14 protein-coding genes and 2 pseudogenes are annotated in these 18785 nt (G+C 59.7%); 4 read left to right on the top strand and 12 right to left on the bottom strand.

Going from position 1 to position 18785, the window contains the following annotated elements; genetic code table 11:
• Positions 1-117 precede the first annotated feature (117 nt).
• Positions 118-1014: a His/Gly/Thr/Pro-type tRNA ligase C-terminal domain-containing protein gene (locus AB4N76_RS13825; protein ID WP_460164567.1), complete on the top strand. Its 897-nt coding sequence runs from the start codon at positions 118-120 to the stop codon at positions 1012-1014.
• A 24-nt stretch (positions 1015-1038) separates the two neighbouring features.
• Here AB4N76_RS13825 and AB4N76_RS13830 read toward each other — a convergent pair whose 3' ends face one another.
• Positions 1039-1560, bottom strand: a complete 522-nt coding sequence (locus tag AB4N76_RS13830; protein WP_046030831.1) for a DUF3617 domain-containing protein — start codon at positions 1558-1560, stop codon at positions 1039-1041.
• Positions 1561-1693: 133 nt separating this feature from the next.
• On the opposite strand from AB4N76_RS13830, the pseudogene cls reads away from it, so the two are divergent.
• Positions 1694-3134: pseudogene (gene cls / locus AB4N76_RS13835) on the top strand (cardiolipin synthase).
• On the opposite strand, the gene cfaB reads toward cls, so the two are convergent.
• From cfaB to hflK (AB4N76_RS13875), 8 genes and pseudogenes are all read right to left on the bottom strand, one after another.
• The gene (gene cfaB / locus AB4N76_RS13840; protein WP_046030833.1) at positions 3131-4318 is read right to left on the bottom strand and encodes a C17 cyclopropane fatty acid synthase CfaB; all 1188 of its coding nucleotides are present in this window, start codon (positions 4316-4318) and stop codon (positions 3131-3133) included. The pseudogene cls and the gene cfaB sit on opposite strands and share 4 nt — an antisense overlap.
• 84 nt (positions 4319-4402) lie before the next feature.
• Positions 4403-5191, bottom strand: coding sequence for an HvfC/BufC N-terminal domain-containing protein (locus AB4N76_RS13845; protein WP_223522310.1), 789 nt, complete (start codon positions 5189-5191; stop codon positions 4403-4405).
• Entirely contained in the window at positions 5182-6027 is an 846-nt protein-coding gene (gene bufB, locus AB4N76_RS13850) for an MNIO family bufferin maturase (RefSeq protein ID WP_460164568.1), read from the bottom strand. Before bufB ends, AB4N76_RS13845 begins: the two co-directional genes overlap by 10 nt.
• Before the next feature lie 67 nt (positions 6028-6094).
• Positions 6095-6349 carry a BufA2 family periplasmic bufferin-type metallophore gene (gene bufA2 / locus AB4N76_RS13855; RefSeq protein WP_046030837.1) on the bottom strand — a complete coding sequence of 85 codons (255 nt, stop codon included), beginning with the start codon at positions 6347-6349 and terminating at the stop codon, positions 6095-6097.
• Positions 6350-6468: 119 nt separating this feature from the next.
• Positions 6469-8379: a cation-translocating P-type ATPase gene (locus AB4N76_RS13860; RefSeq protein ID WP_046030838.1), complete on the bottom strand. Its 1911-nt coding sequence runs from the start codon at positions 8377-8379 to the stop codon at positions 6469-6471.
• 10 nt (positions 8380-8389) lie between these two features.
• Positions 8390-9433, bottom strand: a pseudogene (gene hflK, locus AB4N76_RS13865) (protease modulator HflK); the annotation flags it as partial.
• Positions 9430-10476 (bottom strand): protease modulator HflC, encoded by a 1047-nt coding sequence (hflC, locus tag AB4N76_RS13870; RefSeq protein ID WP_046030840.1) that lies wholly within the window; start codon positions 10474-10476, stop codon positions 9430-9432. The pseudogene hflK (AB4N76_RS13865) and the gene hflC, both read right to left, overlap by 4 nt.
• Positions 10473-12434 carry a protease modulator HflK gene (gene hflK, locus AB4N76_RS13875; RefSeq protein WP_460164612.1) on the bottom strand — a complete coding sequence of 654 codons (1962 nt, stop codon included), beginning with the start codon at positions 12432-12434 and terminating at the stop codon, positions 10473-10475. Before hflK (AB4N76_RS13875) ends, hflC begins: the two co-directional genes overlap by 4 nt.
• A gap of 216 nt (positions 12435-12650) precedes the next feature.
• On the opposite strand from hflK (AB4N76_RS13875), the gene lpdA reads away from it, so the two are divergent.
• Entirely contained in the window at positions 12651-14051 is a 1401-nt protein-coding gene (gene lpdA, locus AB4N76_RS13880; protein ID WP_046030841.1) for a dihydrolipoyl dehydrogenase, read from the top strand.
• 133 nt (positions 14052-14184) lie between these two features.
• On the opposite strand, the gene AB4N76_RS13885 is transcribed toward lpdA, so the two are convergent.
• Entirely contained in the window at positions 14185-14658 is a 474-nt protein-coding gene (locus tag AB4N76_RS13885) for an Lrp/AsnC family transcriptional regulator (RefSeq protein WP_046030842.1), read from the bottom strand.
• Positions 14659-14802: 144 nt separating this feature from the next.
• On the opposite strand from AB4N76_RS13885, the gene AB4N76_RS13890 reads away from it, so the two are divergent.
• Positions 14803-15432 carry a LysE family translocator gene (locus tag AB4N76_RS13890; RefSeq protein ID WP_046030844.1) on the top strand — a complete coding sequence of 210 codons (630 nt, stop codon included), beginning with the start codon at positions 14803-14805 and terminating at the stop codon, positions 15430-15432.
• A gap of 3 nt (positions 15433-15435) precedes the next feature.
• Here the strand turns inward: AB4N76_RS13890 and AB4N76_RS13895 are convergent, their stop codons facing one another.
• Positions 15436-17553, bottom strand: coding sequence for a hypothetical protein (locus AB4N76_RS13895; RefSeq protein ID WP_046030846.1), 2118 nt, complete (start codon positions 17551-17553; stop codon positions 15436-15438).
• Positions 17540-18736, bottom strand: coding sequence for a DUF3142 domain-containing protein (locus AB4N76_RS13900; RefSeq protein ID WP_046031111.1), 1197 nt, complete (start codon positions 18734-18736; stop codon positions 17540-17542). Before AB4N76_RS13900 ends, AB4N76_RS13895 begins: the two co-directional genes overlap by 14 nt.
• Positions 18737-18785 lie beyond the last annotated feature (49 nt).

Consider the following 18785-nt stretch of genomic DNA (forward strand, 5'->3'; position numbering starts at 1 on the left):
AATTAATGGCAGACGAAGTCCTGCCGATAACCACCCCTCATAGCGAAGACCCGTCAGCGCAGTTCTCTACGGTTAATGCGTTAGCGCGAATAATAGAAGCACTCGAGAGCATCACCCATGATTCAAATCCGCCTGCCTGATGGTTCACTGCGTGAATACAACCAACCGCTGTCCGTGTCCGAACTCGCTGCCAGTATCAGCCCCGGGTTGGCGAAAGCGGCGGTGGCCGGTCGGGTGGAGGGTGTGTTGGTGGATTGTGAATACATGATCAGGAGCGATGCGCGGGTCAGCATCGTCACACCTCAGGAACCCGATGGCCTGGAAATCCTTCGGCGGTCCTGCGCGTTGATCCTGGCAATGGCGGTCAAGCAGCTTCATCCCAATGTGCAGCTGCAGTCTGGATCGGCGTTGGGGGACGGATTCTTTTACGGTTTTACCCTCGAGCAATCGTTAACCCGCGACGACCTGCCACTGATCGAAGCTCGCATGCAGATACTCGCGGCGACCAACCACTCGATCCGTCGACGAACAATGAAGTCGACAGAGCAACTGTCGTTATACCGCTTGGGGGACTTCGAACAGTTGACGACTGGCCCGCACGTTCCAGCCACGAAGGTGTTGCAGGCGTTCTCCCTCGACTCCATTAGCGGAACGTCTGTGCAACGAATCTACGGCACGTGTTGGTCTTGCCAACAGGAACTGGACAACTGGCGAGCCCCTCCGCTTGTCATCATTGTCAGCATGGCTGAACGCCAAGCGAGTTATGCCCAGTCGGTGACCGAGACATTGCGTCGTAGCGGTGTGCATGCTCATGCGGATCTGCGGCATGAAAAGGTCCGCCACAAGATTCGCGAACACAGTCAAAGAGTGCCGTACCTGATGGTCGTGGGCGAGAAAGAACAGGAAGGGGAATTCGTCAGTGTGCGCAGCGGTGCCGGTGAGGACCTGGGCAGGATGGATGTTGAGGCTGCGTGTCAGTGGCTGAATCGGGTCCGCCCCCACACGATCATGTAGGGAGCGGCTGTACTGGCAAAGGTGTCAGGCTCGAGGCTTGACCGTTCCGCAGTCCTGCCCCAGCCACACGGCGCGACTTTCGAGACTGCCCTTTTGCTGGATACCGGTGGCATTGAACGTACCGTTGACCTTGGTCGTGAACTCACGGTCACTGAGGAACGTGGCAACACCGGCACCTTGCGCTTTGGGGCAGCTGAAACGGAATTTCCACTGGTTACCGCTGCGGTCGGTGATTTCCTGCTTGCAGCCCGATTGCGGGTCGGTCAGTGGAATGTTGTCGGTCTTCACTTGCTCCGGGGTCAGGCAAGCCCGAATCCCTTTGCCGCCCATGGTGATGCCCTGCTTCTCGAGTTGAGCACGTTGCTCCGGCGTCATCTGGCTCTGCAACTGACCGAGGATCAGCTGCAAGTCCGGCAGGTTCTGGTCATCGACCTTCATGTTGCTTGTGGTCATTTCCCACAACCCGGGTTGCAGCATCTGCGCCTGAGCAACCACAGGAAGTGACACACCAATGGCCATGGCCAAACCCAGCAGACGAACGTTCATCGACAAACTCCTGATCAGTAGTGGCCGTTAGACGCCAGCCTTCGGCTTCGGTTCATGGGCCAATTAAATAGCGACATTCTGCACGGAACATGGTCTGTTAAGCACTGTATCTTCAGGAGCAGGGCTGCCCCCCATGGGTTACTTCGGACCGCACATTTTCGGCTACACCATTGCACTGCTTCACTCGCTGGGCACGATTGCGGCGATACACGCCGTACTCACCGTCCGGACCGCTCAGGGTTCAATCGCCTGGGCCCTGTCGTTGGTATTCATGCCCTACCTCACGCTTATTCCGTACCTGGTTTTCGGTAGCAGCACGTTCGATGGTTACATCAAGGCCCGGCGACAGGCCAACGAAGAAATGCGCAAAGCCATCTCCGAGCTCAACTGGCGCCCTTGGGTCGAAGAGGCGCTGACCGCTCGCGCCTCCAACGCCTACGCGTCGCTGCGGGCGATGCCAAAGCTGGGCCGAATGCCTTGCCTGGCGAACAACGAAGTCCATTTACTGATCAATGGCCAAGCCACGTTTGATTCAATTTTCGAGGCCATCAGCAAGGCAAAAGAAGCTGTATTGATTCAGTTCTTTATCATCCACGATGATCGTCTCGGCCAACGCCTGCACCAACTTCTTTTTGAAGAAAGCCGCCGAAGGCGTCGCGATTTACCTGCTGTATGACCGTATTGGCAGCCACTCCCTGCCCCACAGCTATGTGCAGGCGTTGCGCGACGGCGGCGTCGAGGTCAAGGCGTTCGCCACCCGCAGTGGCTGGCTCAATCGCTTCCAGGTCAACTTCCGCAACCACCGCAAGATCGTGGTGGTCGATGGGGTGCTGGGGTTCGTGGGCGGGCATAACGTTGGCGACGAATACATGGGCGAGAAACCTCCGCTGGCGCCATGGCGAGACACTCATGTTCGAGTGCGCGGACCGGTGGTGGCCTGTATGCAGGAGTCTTTTGCCGAAGACTGGTTCTGGGCAGCACGATCGCTACCGCCACTGATTTTGCCGGATGTGTATCCGGATGACGGTGTTCTGTGCCAATTGCTTGCGAGCGGCCCGGCAGATTCCTACGAAACCTGTTCGTTGTTCTTCGTCGAAGCTATTCATGCCGCAACTGAGCGCGTGTGGATCACCAGCCCCTATTTCATCCCCGACGAAGCTGTGTTCGCGGCACTCAGGCTTGCGGCGCTGCGAGGCGTCGATGTGCGACTGCTGCTGCCCTCGCGTCCAGACCACCGAATCGTCTACGCAGCCTCCAGCCTTTACGCCTTCGAGGCCGTACGCGCCGGTGTACGCGTGTTCCGCTATGAGCCTGGTTTCCTGCATCAGAAAGTGGTGTTGATCGACAGTGAAATCAGCGCCATCGGCAGTGCCAACCTGGACAACCGCTCGTTCCGGCTCAATTTCGAAGTGATGTTGCTGACGGTCGACAGCGCCTTTGCCGCCGAAGTGGAACAGATGCTCAACGACGACTTTTTCCAGGCCCACGAAATCGCCAAAGAAGAAAGCCGGGAGACCCATCGCCTGCAACAAATTGGCATGCGGGTCGCCCGGCTTATCTCACCGATTCTCTAAGGGTTGTAGATGTCGTCGCGCGTCCATGGCAATTCGTGGCTGCCATCGGGGTGGGCTTTAACCGCGAGGATCTGGTGCAGGTTGATCCAGCCCCGGGCAAACGCATAAGCGCATCCTGCCAGGTACAGCCGCCAGATCCGCAAGGCTTGCTCCGGCACTTGCCTGGACGCCGCCTCAAGGTTGTCTTCGAGGCGCTCGCTCCAGTGGTCGAGGGTACGCGCGTAATGCAGGCGCAGGCTTTCGACATCGACGATCTCCAGCCCCGCGTCACTGATCTCGGCAGAGATCATCGACAGGTGCGGCAACTCGCCGTTGGGGAATACATATTTTCCAATGAAGTCGCCAGCACCGCGCCCCACAGGACGACCGTCGTTGTGTTTGGCGGTGATCCCATGGTTCATCACCAGGCCGCCCTCTTTCACCGCGCCGAACAAGGTTTTGCAGTATTCAGCCAGGTTGGCGTGGCCCACGTGTTCGAACATGCCGACACTGACCACTTTGTCGAAGCGACCGTCTTGAGGCAGGTCGCGATAGTCGAGCAGTTGCAGCTCGACCAAATCCTCCAGACCTTCCTCTTTAACGCGTTCACGGGCCAGGGCCAGTTGTTTTTCGCTGAGCGTAATGCCAAATACCTTCGCACCGAACTCCCTCGCCGCATACCGGGCCAGTCCGCCCCAACCGCAACCGACGTCCAACAAATACTCGCCCGGCTGCAACCGCAGCTTGCGGCACAGGTGCCTGAACTTGGCCTGTTGGGCCTGCTCTAGGGTTTCACTGCCGGTCTCGAAATACGCACAGGAATACGCCATGTCGCTGTCGAGCCACAGCTGATAAAACTCGTTGGAGAGGTCGTAATGGTAGGAGATGGCCTTGGCGTCGGTTTCCTTGTCGTGGACGGTACGAACCGGTTGATTGCTATCGTCCTCGTTTAACAACGCCTGACTCCATTCATCGCAGACGCGGATGACGTCGCTGATGGAGCCTTCCAGCTCAAGCTTGCCCTCGACAAATGCCGCACCGAGCGCATCCAGGCTTGGGTGGGTGAACTGGGTAACCATTTGTGGGTCCTTGACCACAATCGTGACGCTGGGCGTCGGCCCCAGATTGAATTCATGGCCGTCCCAGAGTCGCAGGCGTAGCGGTAGCTGCAGATTCTGTAAGGCCGGTGGAAGTTGCGCGAGCATGGAAAGTCCCCCTTGTTTCAGACGTCTGATGTGAGGGTAGACCATCTTAGAAAATTAGCTGGCTATCGAAATAATAGCCAATTTCTATGATTTGTGACGCTGCAACCAACCGTCGTGAACCCACTGCTTGAGCCAGGTCACAGCTTGAAATGGCGCACCCTCTCCACAGATGACTGTCAATTCGGAGCACAGTTCAGCAAAACTCCATTCACGCTCAAACAGGCCTTTTAGCGCATTGGCCTCTCCAGGCTCCAGGCTTCGATACTGGCAAACGAGATCATTTCGACAAATCACCACCGTATGGGAACTGTCGAGTGGCGTGCTGCCAGGAAACTGCGCTTGATCCTTTACCGATCGCCAGATCGCCACACTGTTGAAGGCACACTCAAGCCATTGCAGCGAGGGACTGGGGCTGACTTGCAGCGTCGGCCAGTCTTGGGGTGCCAGTTGCGCCATGTCCTGCATCGTCAGGGGCGTTCCGGGAGGCGCGTCGAATGCCAGCGTAAAGGCCCACTCAAGTGCTGCAAGCTCTGCCAGCGGCGCACTCTGTTCAGGCACCAGATGCTGACGAATAAACATTTCGAAGCCTTTGCCGAGCCAACGAAGGTTGTAATGATCCGAAGGATTCTGGCGGATGTAAGCCGCGGTGAGTTGTTCGAATTCATCGTCACCCAACCAATCGTGGATGGCGGGAAAGTCTGCGCGTAGCACTTCCTGTAGCCGGGCCTGATAAGCATTGTGATAAATCGCCAACCCTGTGCTGACATCCAGCGTCGGGCCACCCATAAGGCTGGAGCCAAGCGTGACATCAGCCGCCACCGGCGCTCCCAACAGGTAGCGTTCAAAGGCCAGTTGCCAATCGATCAGGCGCATTTCTGCCTCCGGTTCAGCACGCTCGCACCCAACTCCCGGGCTTTTTGCAATTCACCAAGCAGTTCTTCAAACGGCGGGAAATGGTCATCGCGCTCCAGCAGCGTGGCGACCGGGCCGAGGTAATCGAGCGTGCGTTGATAAAGCGCCCAGACCGGGTCGCTGACAGGATGGTCATGGGTGTCGATGACGTAATCGCCGTAGTCGCTGTGGCCCGCCAGATGCAGTTGGCGAACCTTGTTTGCCGGCAAACCTTGAATGAAGGTCCAGGGGTCGAAACCATGATTGCGTGAGCTGACATAGACATTGTTGACGTCCAGCAACAATTCGCAATCGCTCAACCGGCTCAACGCTTCGAGAAACGCCCACTCGCTGAAATCATCGTCAGCGCTGCGCACATAACTGGAGACATTTTCCAGCACCAGTGGCCGCTGCAAAACGTCTTGTACCTGGCGCACCCGATCAGCGACGTAATAAAGGCTTTCTTCGGTGTAAGGCAGCGGTAACAAATCATGAAGCTGATGGGCGTTGCCACGGCTCCAGCACAAGTGATCGGAAACCCACGCCGGTTTGACCCGATCGGCCAACACCTTGAGTTGTTGCAGATAGCCCTGATCGAGGGCATGCGGCCCGCCGATGGACAACGATACGCCATGCATCACCAGCGGATAACGCTCGGCGATGGCGTCAAGGTAATAGAGGGCTTTGCCGCCCTGCACCATGAAATTTTCGGAGACGACTTCGAACCAGTCCACGGCCGGCGACTGATCAAGAATGTCCTGGTAGTAAGCACTGCGTAAACCCAGGCCATAGCCCAGACAAGAAAGGGATGCAGACATTGGCGGGCTCCTCGCAAAATGGCCGCAGTGGCTGGGGGAAGCCACTGCGGCGCCAAACGGTAGTCGGTTACTCGCCGACCTTGCCACCTTCCTTCATGCACTGAGCCTGAGTCATGGCCTTGAAGCCGTGACCTTTGCAAACAGCCTGACCCTTACAGGCGTTTTCCGCGGTTTTGCAATCGTTCATGCCTTTGCACGAGGTCACGCCGTAGCAGTGAACCTGAGCAGCGTCGGCAGCCTGAGCCGTCGTCGCAACACCGGCAAACAGAGTCGCAGCAGCGAAAGCGAGAGCGGCACCGGTGGAAGCAGTTTTGAAGTTCATTTTTGTATCCTCAGTCATCGTCAGGGTTGTCGGCTGGAATGTTGTTCAGTCCCGACACAGCACTAGAGAGCGCTCCCCCAATGGCGTTACAGAGGCATCCAAAAAAGTTTTCGATTCACTCAACTGTCTTCTTTGAGCTTGAGTAACGGCTCCTGGAACCGCAGCAAACGTCCGGCGTTGCCCAACACCAGCAACGTGCTCAAGTTATGCAGCAACGCCGCGATCATTGCCCCTGCCGCGCCAAGCCAGCCAAACGCCGCGAATGCGACAATCGCCAGTGTCCAGCCCAAACCGATGATCACATTGACCTGCAAGGTTTGGCGGCATTGGCGGCTCAAACGCACACAGGTGCCGAGCCGACGCAGGTCGCTGCCGATCAGCACGATGTCTGCCGAGGCCAACGCAATGTCGGCCCCGCCCGCGCCCATGGCCACACCCACGACACCCGCCTTGAGCGCCAGGGAGTCGTTGATCCCGTCCCCGACCACCATCGGCCGGAAGCCGCTGCCAATTTCCTTGAGCACTCGATTCAATTTGTCCTCAGGCAACGCCTGGGCCTCGACATCGCTGATGCCGACATCGCGGGCCAACGTGTGGGCAACGCTCTGCCGATCCCCGGTGAGCAGCAGTTGTCGACCCAAGCCCAATTCACGCAACTCACTCAAGGCAAATCGCGCCTCGGGTTTGACGCTGTCGGCCAACAACAGCCAGGCGAGAAATTCACCATCCAGCGCCAGTCCGGCAATCGGTCCGTCGTGTTCAGGAACCGCCGACGTCACAATACCCAACTGCGCGAACAACTCGGGCCGACCGAGTGCGGCCTCGCCCTGTTCGGTCATTGCCACCACCCCCAACCCCTGACGCTCGTGGATATCAGACAGCAGCAGAAAGTGCTCCTGCGTGACCAGCCCGGCGAGCGCACGACTGACCGGATGACTGCTGGCCGAACCGAGACTAGCGGCCAACTTGAGCACATGGCTGCGGTCTTCCAGCGGACTGTCGATCGACTGCAAGCGCAAGGTACCGAACGTCAGCGTGCCGGTTTTGTCGACCACCAGCGACGTCAGGTCCGCCAGTTCCTCAAGAAAAGCCGAACTGCGAATCAGAATGCCGTGGCGCGCAGCCACCGCCACCCCGGCAATGGCCGTCGCCGGCGCCGACAGCACCAGCGCACAAGGGCACGCGGCGACCAACACCGCAAGCATCGCCTGAGCATCATTGGTTACGAACCAGGTGACTGCAGCCAGCAACAACACCAGCACCATGTAGCTGCCGGCATAACGCTCCAACAAGCGAGTAATCGGCGGCTTGGAGCGCTCGGCGCTTTGCATCAGCGCAATGACTTTGCCCAAGGTCGATTCGTCGCCGGTGCGGGTCACTTCAATGCGCAGCAGACCATCGAGATTGATCGCCCCGCCAAACACCTGCATACCAACTCCGGCTTCCATCGGCACTGACTCACCGGTAATCGAAGCCGTATCGAGACTCGCCTGACCGGACAACACGCGACCATCCGCCGGCACGCGATCGCCGGCACGCACCTCGACCTGGTCACCGGGTTTGAGTGTGCGATTGTCGACTTCGAGGATCGAGCCATCGGCCTGAACCTTGCGCGCATGACTGCGGGTCAGCTTGCCAAGAGCATGAATCGCTTCCTGAGAACCGATCACGCTGCGCTCTTCCAGCACATGGCCGAAGATCATGATGATCGGCAACAACGCCGCCGTCAGCAGATCTCCCGTGGCCCAAGCGCCGAGCATGGCAAGCGCGATCAACTGGTCAGTGATTCCGTGCAAGCTCGGGTAGCGCAGGCTGTACCACGCCGAACGCATCACCGGCACAGCCACCAGAAGCGAGGCAAAACCGAGCAGTAACTGACTGACACCGGTCTGCTCCGGCGACAGCCAGCGCCAGACCAGGCCGAGCCCGAGCAGGCCCAGTGCGAGCATGGCCAGCGTCAGTTGGCGGGCAGCGCTGCGTTGTTCGGCCGAGGACAACATGCTCGGTGCTGCGGCGGTTGGCGCGGTCATTGGGCAGCTCCTGAATGATCAGGCGGGAATCGTCTTTCGGATTGACCGTGGTTACGGAACCGGCCTGGCCGAGAATCTTCGGCATCCGCTCACGGTAAATGCGCAGCAGCATTTGCGGATCGGTGCCCTGTTGCTGCGCCTTGGCCAGGCTCAATACGGTGGCGGTGTCGGCAGACGCTTTCGCCAGCCGTTCGCTGGCTTGGGCATGGGCCACTTGCAGCGTTCGATCTGCTTGTTCGTTGGCGGCCTGAGTCGCCTTCTCGGCTTCGGTGCGGGCGTTCGCCACCGCTTTGTCGGCCTGCTGGCTCGCGGTCAATACCGCGTTGAAAGCGTTCACCGCAGGACCGGGCAAGCTCGACTGCACGTCGACACGCGCGACTTCGATACCCAGCCCCTGCCCCGTCGCCGCCAGTTCGGTCAGACGTTGATTGATGCTCTGCACCAGATCGCCGCGCAGACGTTCACGGCGTTCGGCGGCCTGATTGTCCGCGCCGATCAGTTCAGGACGCGCCACCAGAATAGTGTCCAGGTCTCGCGCCGCAGTCAGGGCAACGGCACTTCGGGTCACCAACCGATCCAGCGCTGGCAATACATGTTCACCTTGCAGCACGAAGGCATAGGGCTCGGTGACTTTGTAGAAGACTCGCACATCGAGTTGCACCACACCGGCGTCACCCGTCAGTAAATAGCCGGAACCGGCGAGTGCATCACTGATGGGTGTGGCAAACGTCGCCGCGCGATCAGCCTGCAAGGCGACGTCGCTGCGCAACAGATTTCCCACTCGACGTTCGATCACCCGATCTGCGGCCGGTAATAAAACCACCTGCTCAAACGGTCGCGGCCATGCCATTAGCAACCCGGCGTTCTGGATGCGATCCAGTGCACCGAAATGCAAAACCACTGCGCGATTCTGTGGATCAATCTGCCTTACGTTCGAGAACGCCCACGCTAATGCCGCGAGAACGGTCACGGCGTACAGCGCCAGAAAAGCCAAGCGCCCGGCCTGAATCCAGGGACTGCTTAATGCCTGTGTTCCACGTGGAACTAATTTCATGGCTGCGATCCGGACTTGTTTTCGAGAGCGGGCGGTCCATCCACCAACACCCGAAATGGCGCCGCATCTGTGCGCAATATCAGTTTTGTACCCGGCGAAACAATGGTGCCCAAGGTGTCGAGTGAGCGCAGCAAGTTGTACAACTGCGGCGAGCCGGCATAAGCACGGCCGTAAATCTGCGCCGCCTCGACACGCGATTGAGCTTCGATGTCAGCCGCTTTGACCGTCGCATCGGCTTGCACGATTCGCGCATCACGCTCAGCGGCGGAACGAATTTGCGCCGCTTCACGTTTGCCGATGGCCGTTCGTTCCGTCGCAATGGTTTCACGCTCGGCGCGCATGCGATCGACCGTGGCGGTCAAAGTGACGGAGGGCAAGGTCAGGCGTTCGATGCCGACTTGCAGCACGCGCACGCCATAAGTGGTGAGCAATTGCTGATCGATCTGCTGACGCAGCTGCGCCTCAAAGTCGGCAATGTGAACTTGATTGGCATCGGTGTTGACCAGGTTTGCCAAGTCAAAACTGCTGGCGGTGGTTTCCAGTGCCGAGCCGACAAACGTGCGAATCTGTCGCGCCGCTTCATCCGGCTGGTTCTGCACCGCACGCATAAAGCGTTGCACGTTGTCCGGGTCGCCCTGCACCTGCCACGCCACATACGCCTGAACGATAATGCGCAAACCGTCGCGGGTACCGACATCCTGCAAACCACTGGAGGTTGTGCGCAGCCGCAAGTCGACGGGTATGGCTGCCTCAAAAGGTGCCGGCCAACGCCAGCCAAGCCCCGGCTCCAGTAGAACCCGCGATGGATTACCAAAGCGCGTGATCACTGTCGCCTCCCCCGAGCGCACTTGAACAAGACTCGCGGCGGCAATGGCAAATGCCACGAGCAACGCCGCCCAACCCATGCGCCGCCATGGAAAAGGGCCGGCTTCTTGCGGATCGCCATGGTGGTGATGATGGTGACCGTGATGATGCCCGTGTCCGCCATGGCTGTGATCGTGGCCGGCGTGGTCATCGTGATCGTGTGTATGCGACTGGCTCAATGGGCAGCTCCTGGTTGGGCGCTGGTACGCGGCGACGCGGGATCGGCCGGCAGCGTGAAAGTACGGAGGTCGATGGTCGGCGCATTACTGCTGCCACCCAGACGATGATCAAGAATCAGCAGCTTGGCGTTGGCCAGGCCTTGGGGCAGTTGGCCAAGGTATTGCTCCAGCACAAAAGCCTGGCCAGCACTGGCGTAGGCTTTCTGTTCAGCGCTGAACTTGAGGTCCGTCGCCTGCGCTGTGGCATTGATTTCATGGGCGCTGGCGGTCGCTTGATCGCGGGCAATGCTGGCTTGCAGTTGCGCCTGATTGGTCGCCTCCGCCGCAGCACCGCGCTCTCGTGAGATCAATGCTTGAGCACCAATCTGCGCTGCCTGCACGCCGTGATAAGCGTTGGCGGCGCCGGCCGGTGGGTGAATCGCTTCCAACACGGTCGCGAGAATTTCCACACCGCTATCGAGCGTGTTCAAGTCCGCCTGCACCGCGCGACCGATCTCATCAGCCAGACCTACCCTGTCCTCGCCGAGCAAACCATCAAGGGTTCGCGAGGCGAAGTCGTGCACCAGAATCCGGCTGGCGGTGCTGCGAATCAGCGTCGGCACGTCAGCACTGTTGTAGGTGGCCGCCAACGCCGCTTGATCGGTCAGGCCGATGCGATAGACGAAGCGCACGTCCATGTTGACGATCTGGAAGCTCTGCTTGTCGGCGCGGCTGCTGGCGATGACTTGGGATTTGTCATTCACATGGCTGGCATCCCACAGCCGATTGGCAATCGCCGGCGCGGGGCCTTCGGCTGGTTCAAGTACGACGGGGGCAGAGGCTTCGCCAACGCTGGTGGCCAACTCGTGAACCACGCCGTTCTCGACATTCAGCACACGACCCAACGGCCACGGTAAACCGGCGTGCAAACCAGGGCCAAACACCGCCACCGGTTTGCCAAATCGCTCGTAGATACCCCGCCCCTGCAACGGTATTTCGTGAATGCCAGTGAGCGACCAGCCGACAATCGCAACCACTGCCAGCACCGGAAAAAACGCCCGGCGCATATAGGTGAACGCCCAGATTTGTCGCAGGTCGATACCGAAGCGGTTGTGCAATTCGTGCTGCAAGGCGAGGAGCGGCTGCGGTGGCCAGCGCAGCATGTCGGCGACAAAACTGCGGGCCAGCAATGCAGGCTCTAGTTGTTCACGCTGTGGGCTGAACAGCGACAACACCGCACGCAGCAGCAACTCGACCGCGACCAGGCCTGGCAACAAACCGATCAGCACCGCCAAACGCACCGGCCAGATCGACTCTTCGCTGGCAAACAACAGACACAACGCACCAAGCACCAGGCAAATAATCGCGACCCGAGTCAATTGCGCCAGTGCACCTGCTTCCGGCCATTGGGCGACGTTTTCCTGGGCCAGTTGTCGTTCAACCACCAGCAGACCGAACGCCAGCAGCAAGGCCAGCGCCGCGCCGACGCTGGCGGACAAACCCAGAGCGGCGGGCGGTAACGCGAGGTTCCAGAACTGACTCACACTGAACGCCGCCAACAGCGCCCAGGCGCCGAGCCAGAGTGTCGGTGCGCCGATCTGACCGAGCATTCGCACCGAGCGCTGACTGAGTCGCTCCAGCAGTCGTTCATACCAACCTTCAGGTGCAACGGTGTCGTCAGCGACAATGACCACCGGCAGCGTCGGGTTCATGGCTTCTGCGCGCCACCGGGTTATCCACCCCGCTGATTGCAAACCCGCCACCAGCACCAGCAACGCGGCACTCTGGTTCACCAGCAAGGGCGCCCACAGCGACAGCGGCGCGAACAATCCGACAAATAATGCCAACACCAGCCCGGCCGCCGAAAGAGCACCAAGGCCGATGGCGAATTGTCGTAATCGCCGCCCCTGAAAAACCGCCTGCTGAAAGCGCGGCAGCCCTGCTACCTGCGCCCCATCGACTTCGAGATCGACTTGCATACCACCCCAGTGTTTATTCAATGCGGACATCACATTTCGTTACGATATAACGAAAACCATGAAATTTTCGTCGTAAATCGCAACATCTAAAGGCGCTGAACCTGTCGCCAAGCTGAAGCCTTGACCGAAACAGCCGGAAACGCACATATTACGTTCGTAATTTTTATCAAAGACTACCTTCAATCAGCCCGATCCCTTCACTTCAGGAGTACATCCATGAGCAGCTACGACGTCGTGATTCTGGGCGGTGGCCCCGGCGGTTATAACGCAGCGATCCGAGCCGGCCAGCTGGGTTTGAAAGCAGCGTGCGTCGAAGGTCGCGCCACCCTGGGCGGCACCTGCCTGAACGTCGGCTGCATGCCGTCCAAGGCGTTGTTGCACGCCTCCGAACTCTACGAGGCGGCCATGGGTTCGGAATTCGCCAACCTGGGCATCGAGGTCAAACCCACGCTCAACCTCGCTCAGATGATGAAACAAAAAGATGAAAGCGTGACCGGGCTGACCAAAGGCATCGAGTTTCTGTTTCGCAAAAACAAAGTCGACTGGATCAAGGGCTGGGGCCACATCGACGGGCCGGGCAAAGTCACGGTGACCGATAATGCGGGCAGCAAGACCGAGCTGAGTGCCAAAGACATCATCATCGCCACCGGCTCCGAGCCCACTCCCCTTCCAGGCGTCGACATCGACAACAAACGTATCCTTGACTCCACCGGCGCGCTGTCGCTGACCGAAGTGCCAAAACATCTGGTGGTGATCGGTGCCGGCGTCATCGGCCTGGAGCTGGGTTCTGTTTGGCGACGCCTGGGCGCTCAGGTCACGGTCGTCGAATTTCTCGACCGCATCTGTCCCGGTGTCGATGTTGAGGCCGGCAAAACCCTGCAGCGCTCGTTAAGTAAGCAAGGCATCAGCTTCAAGTTAAGTTCAAAAGTCACCAGCGCCGCGTCCTCGACTACCGGCGTTCAACTCAGCATTGAACCGGCGGCGGGTGGCACGCCTGAGTTGCTGGAGGCTGATTACGTGCTGGTGTCTATCGGTCGCCGGCCTTATACCCAGGGCCTTGGGCTGGAAAATGTCGGCCTCGCCACCGACAAACGCGGCATGCTCGCCAACCAGGGCCACCGTACCGAAGCGGCTGGCGTGTGGGTGATTGGCGACGTGACGTCTGGGCCGATGCTCGCCCACAAGGCCGAAGACGAAGCCATGGCCTGCATCGAACAGATCGTCGGCAAGGCAGGTGAGGTGAATTACGACCTGATTCCCAGCGTGATCTACACCAAACCGGAGCTGGCCAGCGTCGGCATGACCGAGGAGCAACTCAAGGCCGAAGGTCGCGCGTACAAGGTCGGTAAATTCCCGTTTACCGCCAACAGCCGGGCCAAGATCAACCACGAGACCGAAGGCTTCGCCAAAGTGCTGGCCGATGAGCGTACCGACGAAATCCTCGGCGTCCACCTGGTGGGGCCCAGCGTCAGTGAAATGATTGGCGAGTATTGCGTGGCGATGGAATTCAGCGCCTCGGCTGAAGACATTGCGTTGACCTGCCATCCGCATCCGACCCGGTCCGAGGCGTTGCGCCAGGCGGCGATGAATGTGGAGGGGATGGCGACGCAGATGTAGGCCTTAAAATTCTTGTTGTCGGGTCTGCCGCTATCGCGAGCAAGCTCGCTCCCACAGGTTCTTGGGTGGGCACGCGATTTGTACTACACCGCAAATCATTGTGGGAGCTTGCTCGCGATAGCGGCGACTCGGTCTAAAGCGGCAAATGCCCCAACGGCAACGCCCCCGGCGTCTTCACCGTGTGAATCGCGAAGTTGCTGCGGATATCGCTCACACCCGGCAACTTCAACAGCCGCTCCGTGAGAAAACGGTCGTACCCGCGCAAATCCGGCACCACCACTTGCAGCAGAAAATCTGATTCTCCCGACACCAGAAACGCCGAAATCACTTCCGGTAACGCCGTTACGGCCACACGGAAAGCTTCAGCCTGTTCGTCGTTGTGGCGCTCCACCTTGACCCCGACAAACACGGTCAACCCAAGCCCCACCTCGTCGCGATCCAGATTGGCCTGATAACCCCGAATCACACCCGCCTCTTCCAGCATCCGCACCCGCCGCAAGCAAGGTGAGGCGGACAAGCCGATTTCTTCTGCCAATTGCACATTGCTCAGTCGACCGTCCCGTTGCAGGGCCGCGAGGATTTTGCGGTCGTAGGCATCCAGTTTCATTATTTGGCAGATCCTGATGGTTGGTACATCGTAAAGTAGCAGCTTATGCCAAATTCATTGGCTTTAGAAGCTGACTACGCAACCACCTGCCCTGCCCTTGCGGCCTAGACTGGCCCTACCAAATCGACATCGAAGGGGTGCAATGTGGAAGGACTCTGGCTGTTTTTCATAGCGCTGGCCGTGGTGTATTTGTTACCCGGGCCAGACATGATCCTGCTGCTGCAAACCGGCGCCCGTCAGGGGAAAGGGGCTGCGTTGGCCACCGCAGTAGGCCTGGGCATCGCTCGGGGTTGTCATGTGGCATTGGCCGCGTTGGGGCTGGCGGCGTTGTTCAAAGCCGCGCCGTGGACCTTCGATGTGGTGCGTCTGGCCGGGGCCGCGTACCTGCTGTGGATTGGTATTCAGTGCCTGCGGACCACGATGCTGCCGAGCCTGAATGGCGAAGACGCCACGCCACAGAAAACACGCTGGTCGAATGCCATCCAGCGCGGCTTGCTCACCAATCTGCTCAATCCCAAAGCGCTGCTGTTCTGCTCGGTGCTGCTGCCACAGTTCATCAATCCACACGCCGGATCAGTCCTCACGCAATTCGCGATTCTGGGCATGGTGCTGGTCTGTGTCGGCTTTCTCTTCGACAGCGCTTATGCGCTGGTCGGCGCGGCGCTGGGCCGTTGGCTGCAACGCAGTCCTTCGGCCCAGCGGCTCCAGCAATGGCTGTTTGGCAGCCTGTTGATCGGCTTCGCGGTGCGGCTGACCTTTGTGCAACAGGCTTGAGCCTTACTGCCCCCGACGACGGCGGCGGTTGATCAACAGCAACGCCACCGCCGAGACAGCGACGACACCGCCGATTTGCAACGGCCACTTATAGGGCCGCAGAACCGAACGTGTCGCGTCAGTCGCCTGGGTGACATAGCGTTTGCTGGCGTTTTCGAAGTCGGGATAAGGGCACTGGTGACCGAAATCCACCGCCCAATCCACGTAAGGCCCTTCTTTCACATAGCGTTGGTACAGAGCACGTTGCTCTTCAACGCTACTGTTCCAGCCCGCCGCCGCGCACAGCACCGCCGCAAAGGCCTGGCTGGTGTGAGGCAAATTATCGGCGGCGCGACTGGCCAAAGACGTGGCCACAAATCGATAGTGATAGCGCTCATCGGGTTTGGCGGCGCTGGCCTGTTGGCGCTGGACTTCACCTTCGGCCACCAACGGTCCGACCTTCAGCTCAGTGTTTTCGAGGCTGTAACTGCCTCCAAACGTGGCGTAGTCCGGGGCCATTTCATAACCAAGGATATCCATCCCCCATTCGCGCGCCGTCCAGGCGGCATTGAACAGGGCGGAGGCACGTTTGGTCGGCCACCACGCCGCATCAGCCAGCTGTCGTTGTTGCGCATACAGTCGGGCTTTTTTCTGTAGATCGGTATTGTCGAAGTACCCCAGCGCTTCGTCATAGCGCTCTTCGCGCAACAAACGCCGCCCCAACAGATTGCGCAATTGTGCCGCTACCGGCAACGGCACGTAGTTGTCGCGTTCCTGCTGGGTTAACGGTGGTGGCGCGGGCACTTGCGTGTCGACGTAATGCTTGAGTTCATCGACAGTCAGCACCCGTTCAGCAACCGTCGCGGCATCGAACCAATAGATACTTTGGCTGCGATAGAGCTGATCGAAGGCTTGCAGATAATCCCCGCGTTGCAGCGCAAGAATCGCACTTTCACCCTCGACCCGGCACTTGGGTTGAAGCGTTTCGTAATCGTAGTCTGGCGTGCGGCGCTCACCCCATGATTCATTCTGCGGGAACGCCTTCGCCGCCTTGGCATACGCGGTAGCCGCCGCGTTTTTATCGCCCTCGCGCAACGCCAGTTTCGCCCGCAGCCACCACGCCAGGCCGCCGTCACCGGCGTGTTCAAGGAACGTCTTGGCGCTGGCGTAATCACCTTGTTGATAATTCATCGCGGCCAGTCGATCCGCGTTATCCAGGCTGCCGCGCGTGCTGCTTTGCAGCAGTTTGATCAGCTTCAACTCGTTCGGCGGTTGATCACCAAATGACCAGCCCAGGCGACTGATCAACGACGCGGTAACCAGTTGTTGCACCGGTTTACCCTGAAGCAAGGTGCCCAGTTGATCGTCAGGCATTGCCAGCAGGTCCGCCATCAGCAACTTCAACGAGCTGTAACCCACCGCCGAACCGTGAAGATTTTGCGTGGCGTAGAGTTCGATGGCGCTGTTCCAGTCACCCATGGTTCGGGCCACGCGCGCTTCTTCGCCAAGGCTGGCGACCCCCAGCTCCAGCGGGTCGCTGAAACCGTCGATGCTCAACTGACGGGTCTGTTCGAACGCCCTTTTCGACGGTGCCAGCAGATCGGACGGTGCCCCTGCTTCGCTGCTCCTGGCAAACAGCGCCCGCCCCAGCGAATAGGCAGCCCAGGTGCTGCGCAAGGCGCGTTGGTCGGCCGGCAGCGCCAGCACTTTCTGGAAGTAATCGGCAGCCAATCCATGATCGCCCGCACTGAACGCCACAGCCCCCGCCAGATAAAGTTTGAGCTCGGCCGGCAGGCTCGCGCCTTGCTCTTCGACCTGCTGTGCATCCGTCAGGCTGCGCAGTTGTTTCACCAGCGCTTGCTGCTCCGGCGTCAGCCCGGCCTGCTCGGCCGAATCGCGCTGTTCTGCGTAGTCGGCCGCTTCCATGGGGTAGGGCGATTGCGCGACGTTCTTCAGCCCTGCAATAGCGTGCCCGAGACGATTGATCTCAAACTGAAAGTTACCTTCCGGCAGCTCCGCCAGCGACTGGCTTCGGTTGTCCAGCAAACGCATCGGGAAGTCCGGCCCGCAGGCCAGCGCCGTACCCAGCGGCAAGCTCAAGCTCAGGCAGAGCAGATGGCGGGGCCAGTTACGGGTAAACATTCGAACCTCCTTGATCAATTTTTGTGCAGCGCGCCCAACCGATGGCTCGCTGCCCACCGGCCGCTATCCGGCCGTCGCGCAGGCGGGTGAAGGTAAGCAGATCCGCGCTCTGATGCAACGCATAACCGGCCAGCGCATCGGCCCCCTCACACCCTTGAACGGCCAGGGTCACGCGTTCGGGCCAGGCGCTGTCGAGGTTGCCTTGGTTGCTGACGCTGATGTCATAGAGGGCATCTTGCGCACTAAGTTTCACACTCAAGCGACTGTCGAGCGTGTCCCCGCGTGCCACAGCGCCAAGCGTCGTCAGGCTCCAGGCCCGACGGTCACCCGCCAACGGCAGGCGAAACCAGATCAGGCCAGCCAGATGCGCGGGCGGATCGGCGCGCAAATCCGTGGCGAGTGTGCGCAGTTGCAGTGGATCAGCCAGCAGTTCCCGACGCTCGCCTCCCTGTTCCAAAGGAACCTCGCTTTCCACCACGGGTGCGCCACTGGCGCCGGGCAACAGCGCCACGCCATAGGCCGGCAGCGCCAGATAAAAAGGCTTGGTGGTGATGCGACTCCAGCCCCTGGCCCACTTTCGTGCCTGGTCCGGATCGAACAGCCCAAGCCGTGGATCGCTCACGGCGTGCACTTGTAACACGCTGCTGTCGACGGCCGATATAAGCGCCGGCAGCTCAGCGCTGTCCAGCCAGGCCGGTAACGCCGTGATGCTCAGGGGTAATGTCGCGGGTAAAACCGCACGAAGATGCGTCAGAAATTCTCGATAAGCCGGGAGCCGGGCCACCCCCGCATCGTGGTCAATCTCCACACCGGACAGCGTCAGCCCCTGGCCTTGCCAGTCGCCAAGCACTTGCTGGATTTGCGCCGTGACTTCGTCCTGATCCAGCGCCTTCAATTGACCGTCAAGGCGAATCACCGCAATCAGCGGCCGACCATCGCGCTTGAGCAGGTCCGGATCGATTCGCGCCCGACGCCAGCCGGCTTGAGGAAACGCCTGCAAGGCCAACACCCGAAGGGTCGAAAAATCCGCGCGACTGTCCTGCAGGGCGGCGTCATGGGCTGGCGTCCATTGCCGTTGCCAGACGTAGAGTTGTTGATCGAGCGGTGGCGCGTCTTGATGCTCGCAACCGTTGAGTAGCACCAACGCCGCCAGCAAGGCGATCAATCGAGTGAAAAACAATATGAGAAACCTTTGAGCCAAAGCGAACCTTTGTAGCAGCTGCCGAAGGCTG

Source organism: Pseudomonas sp. S2_F03, from assembly GCF_054668335.1.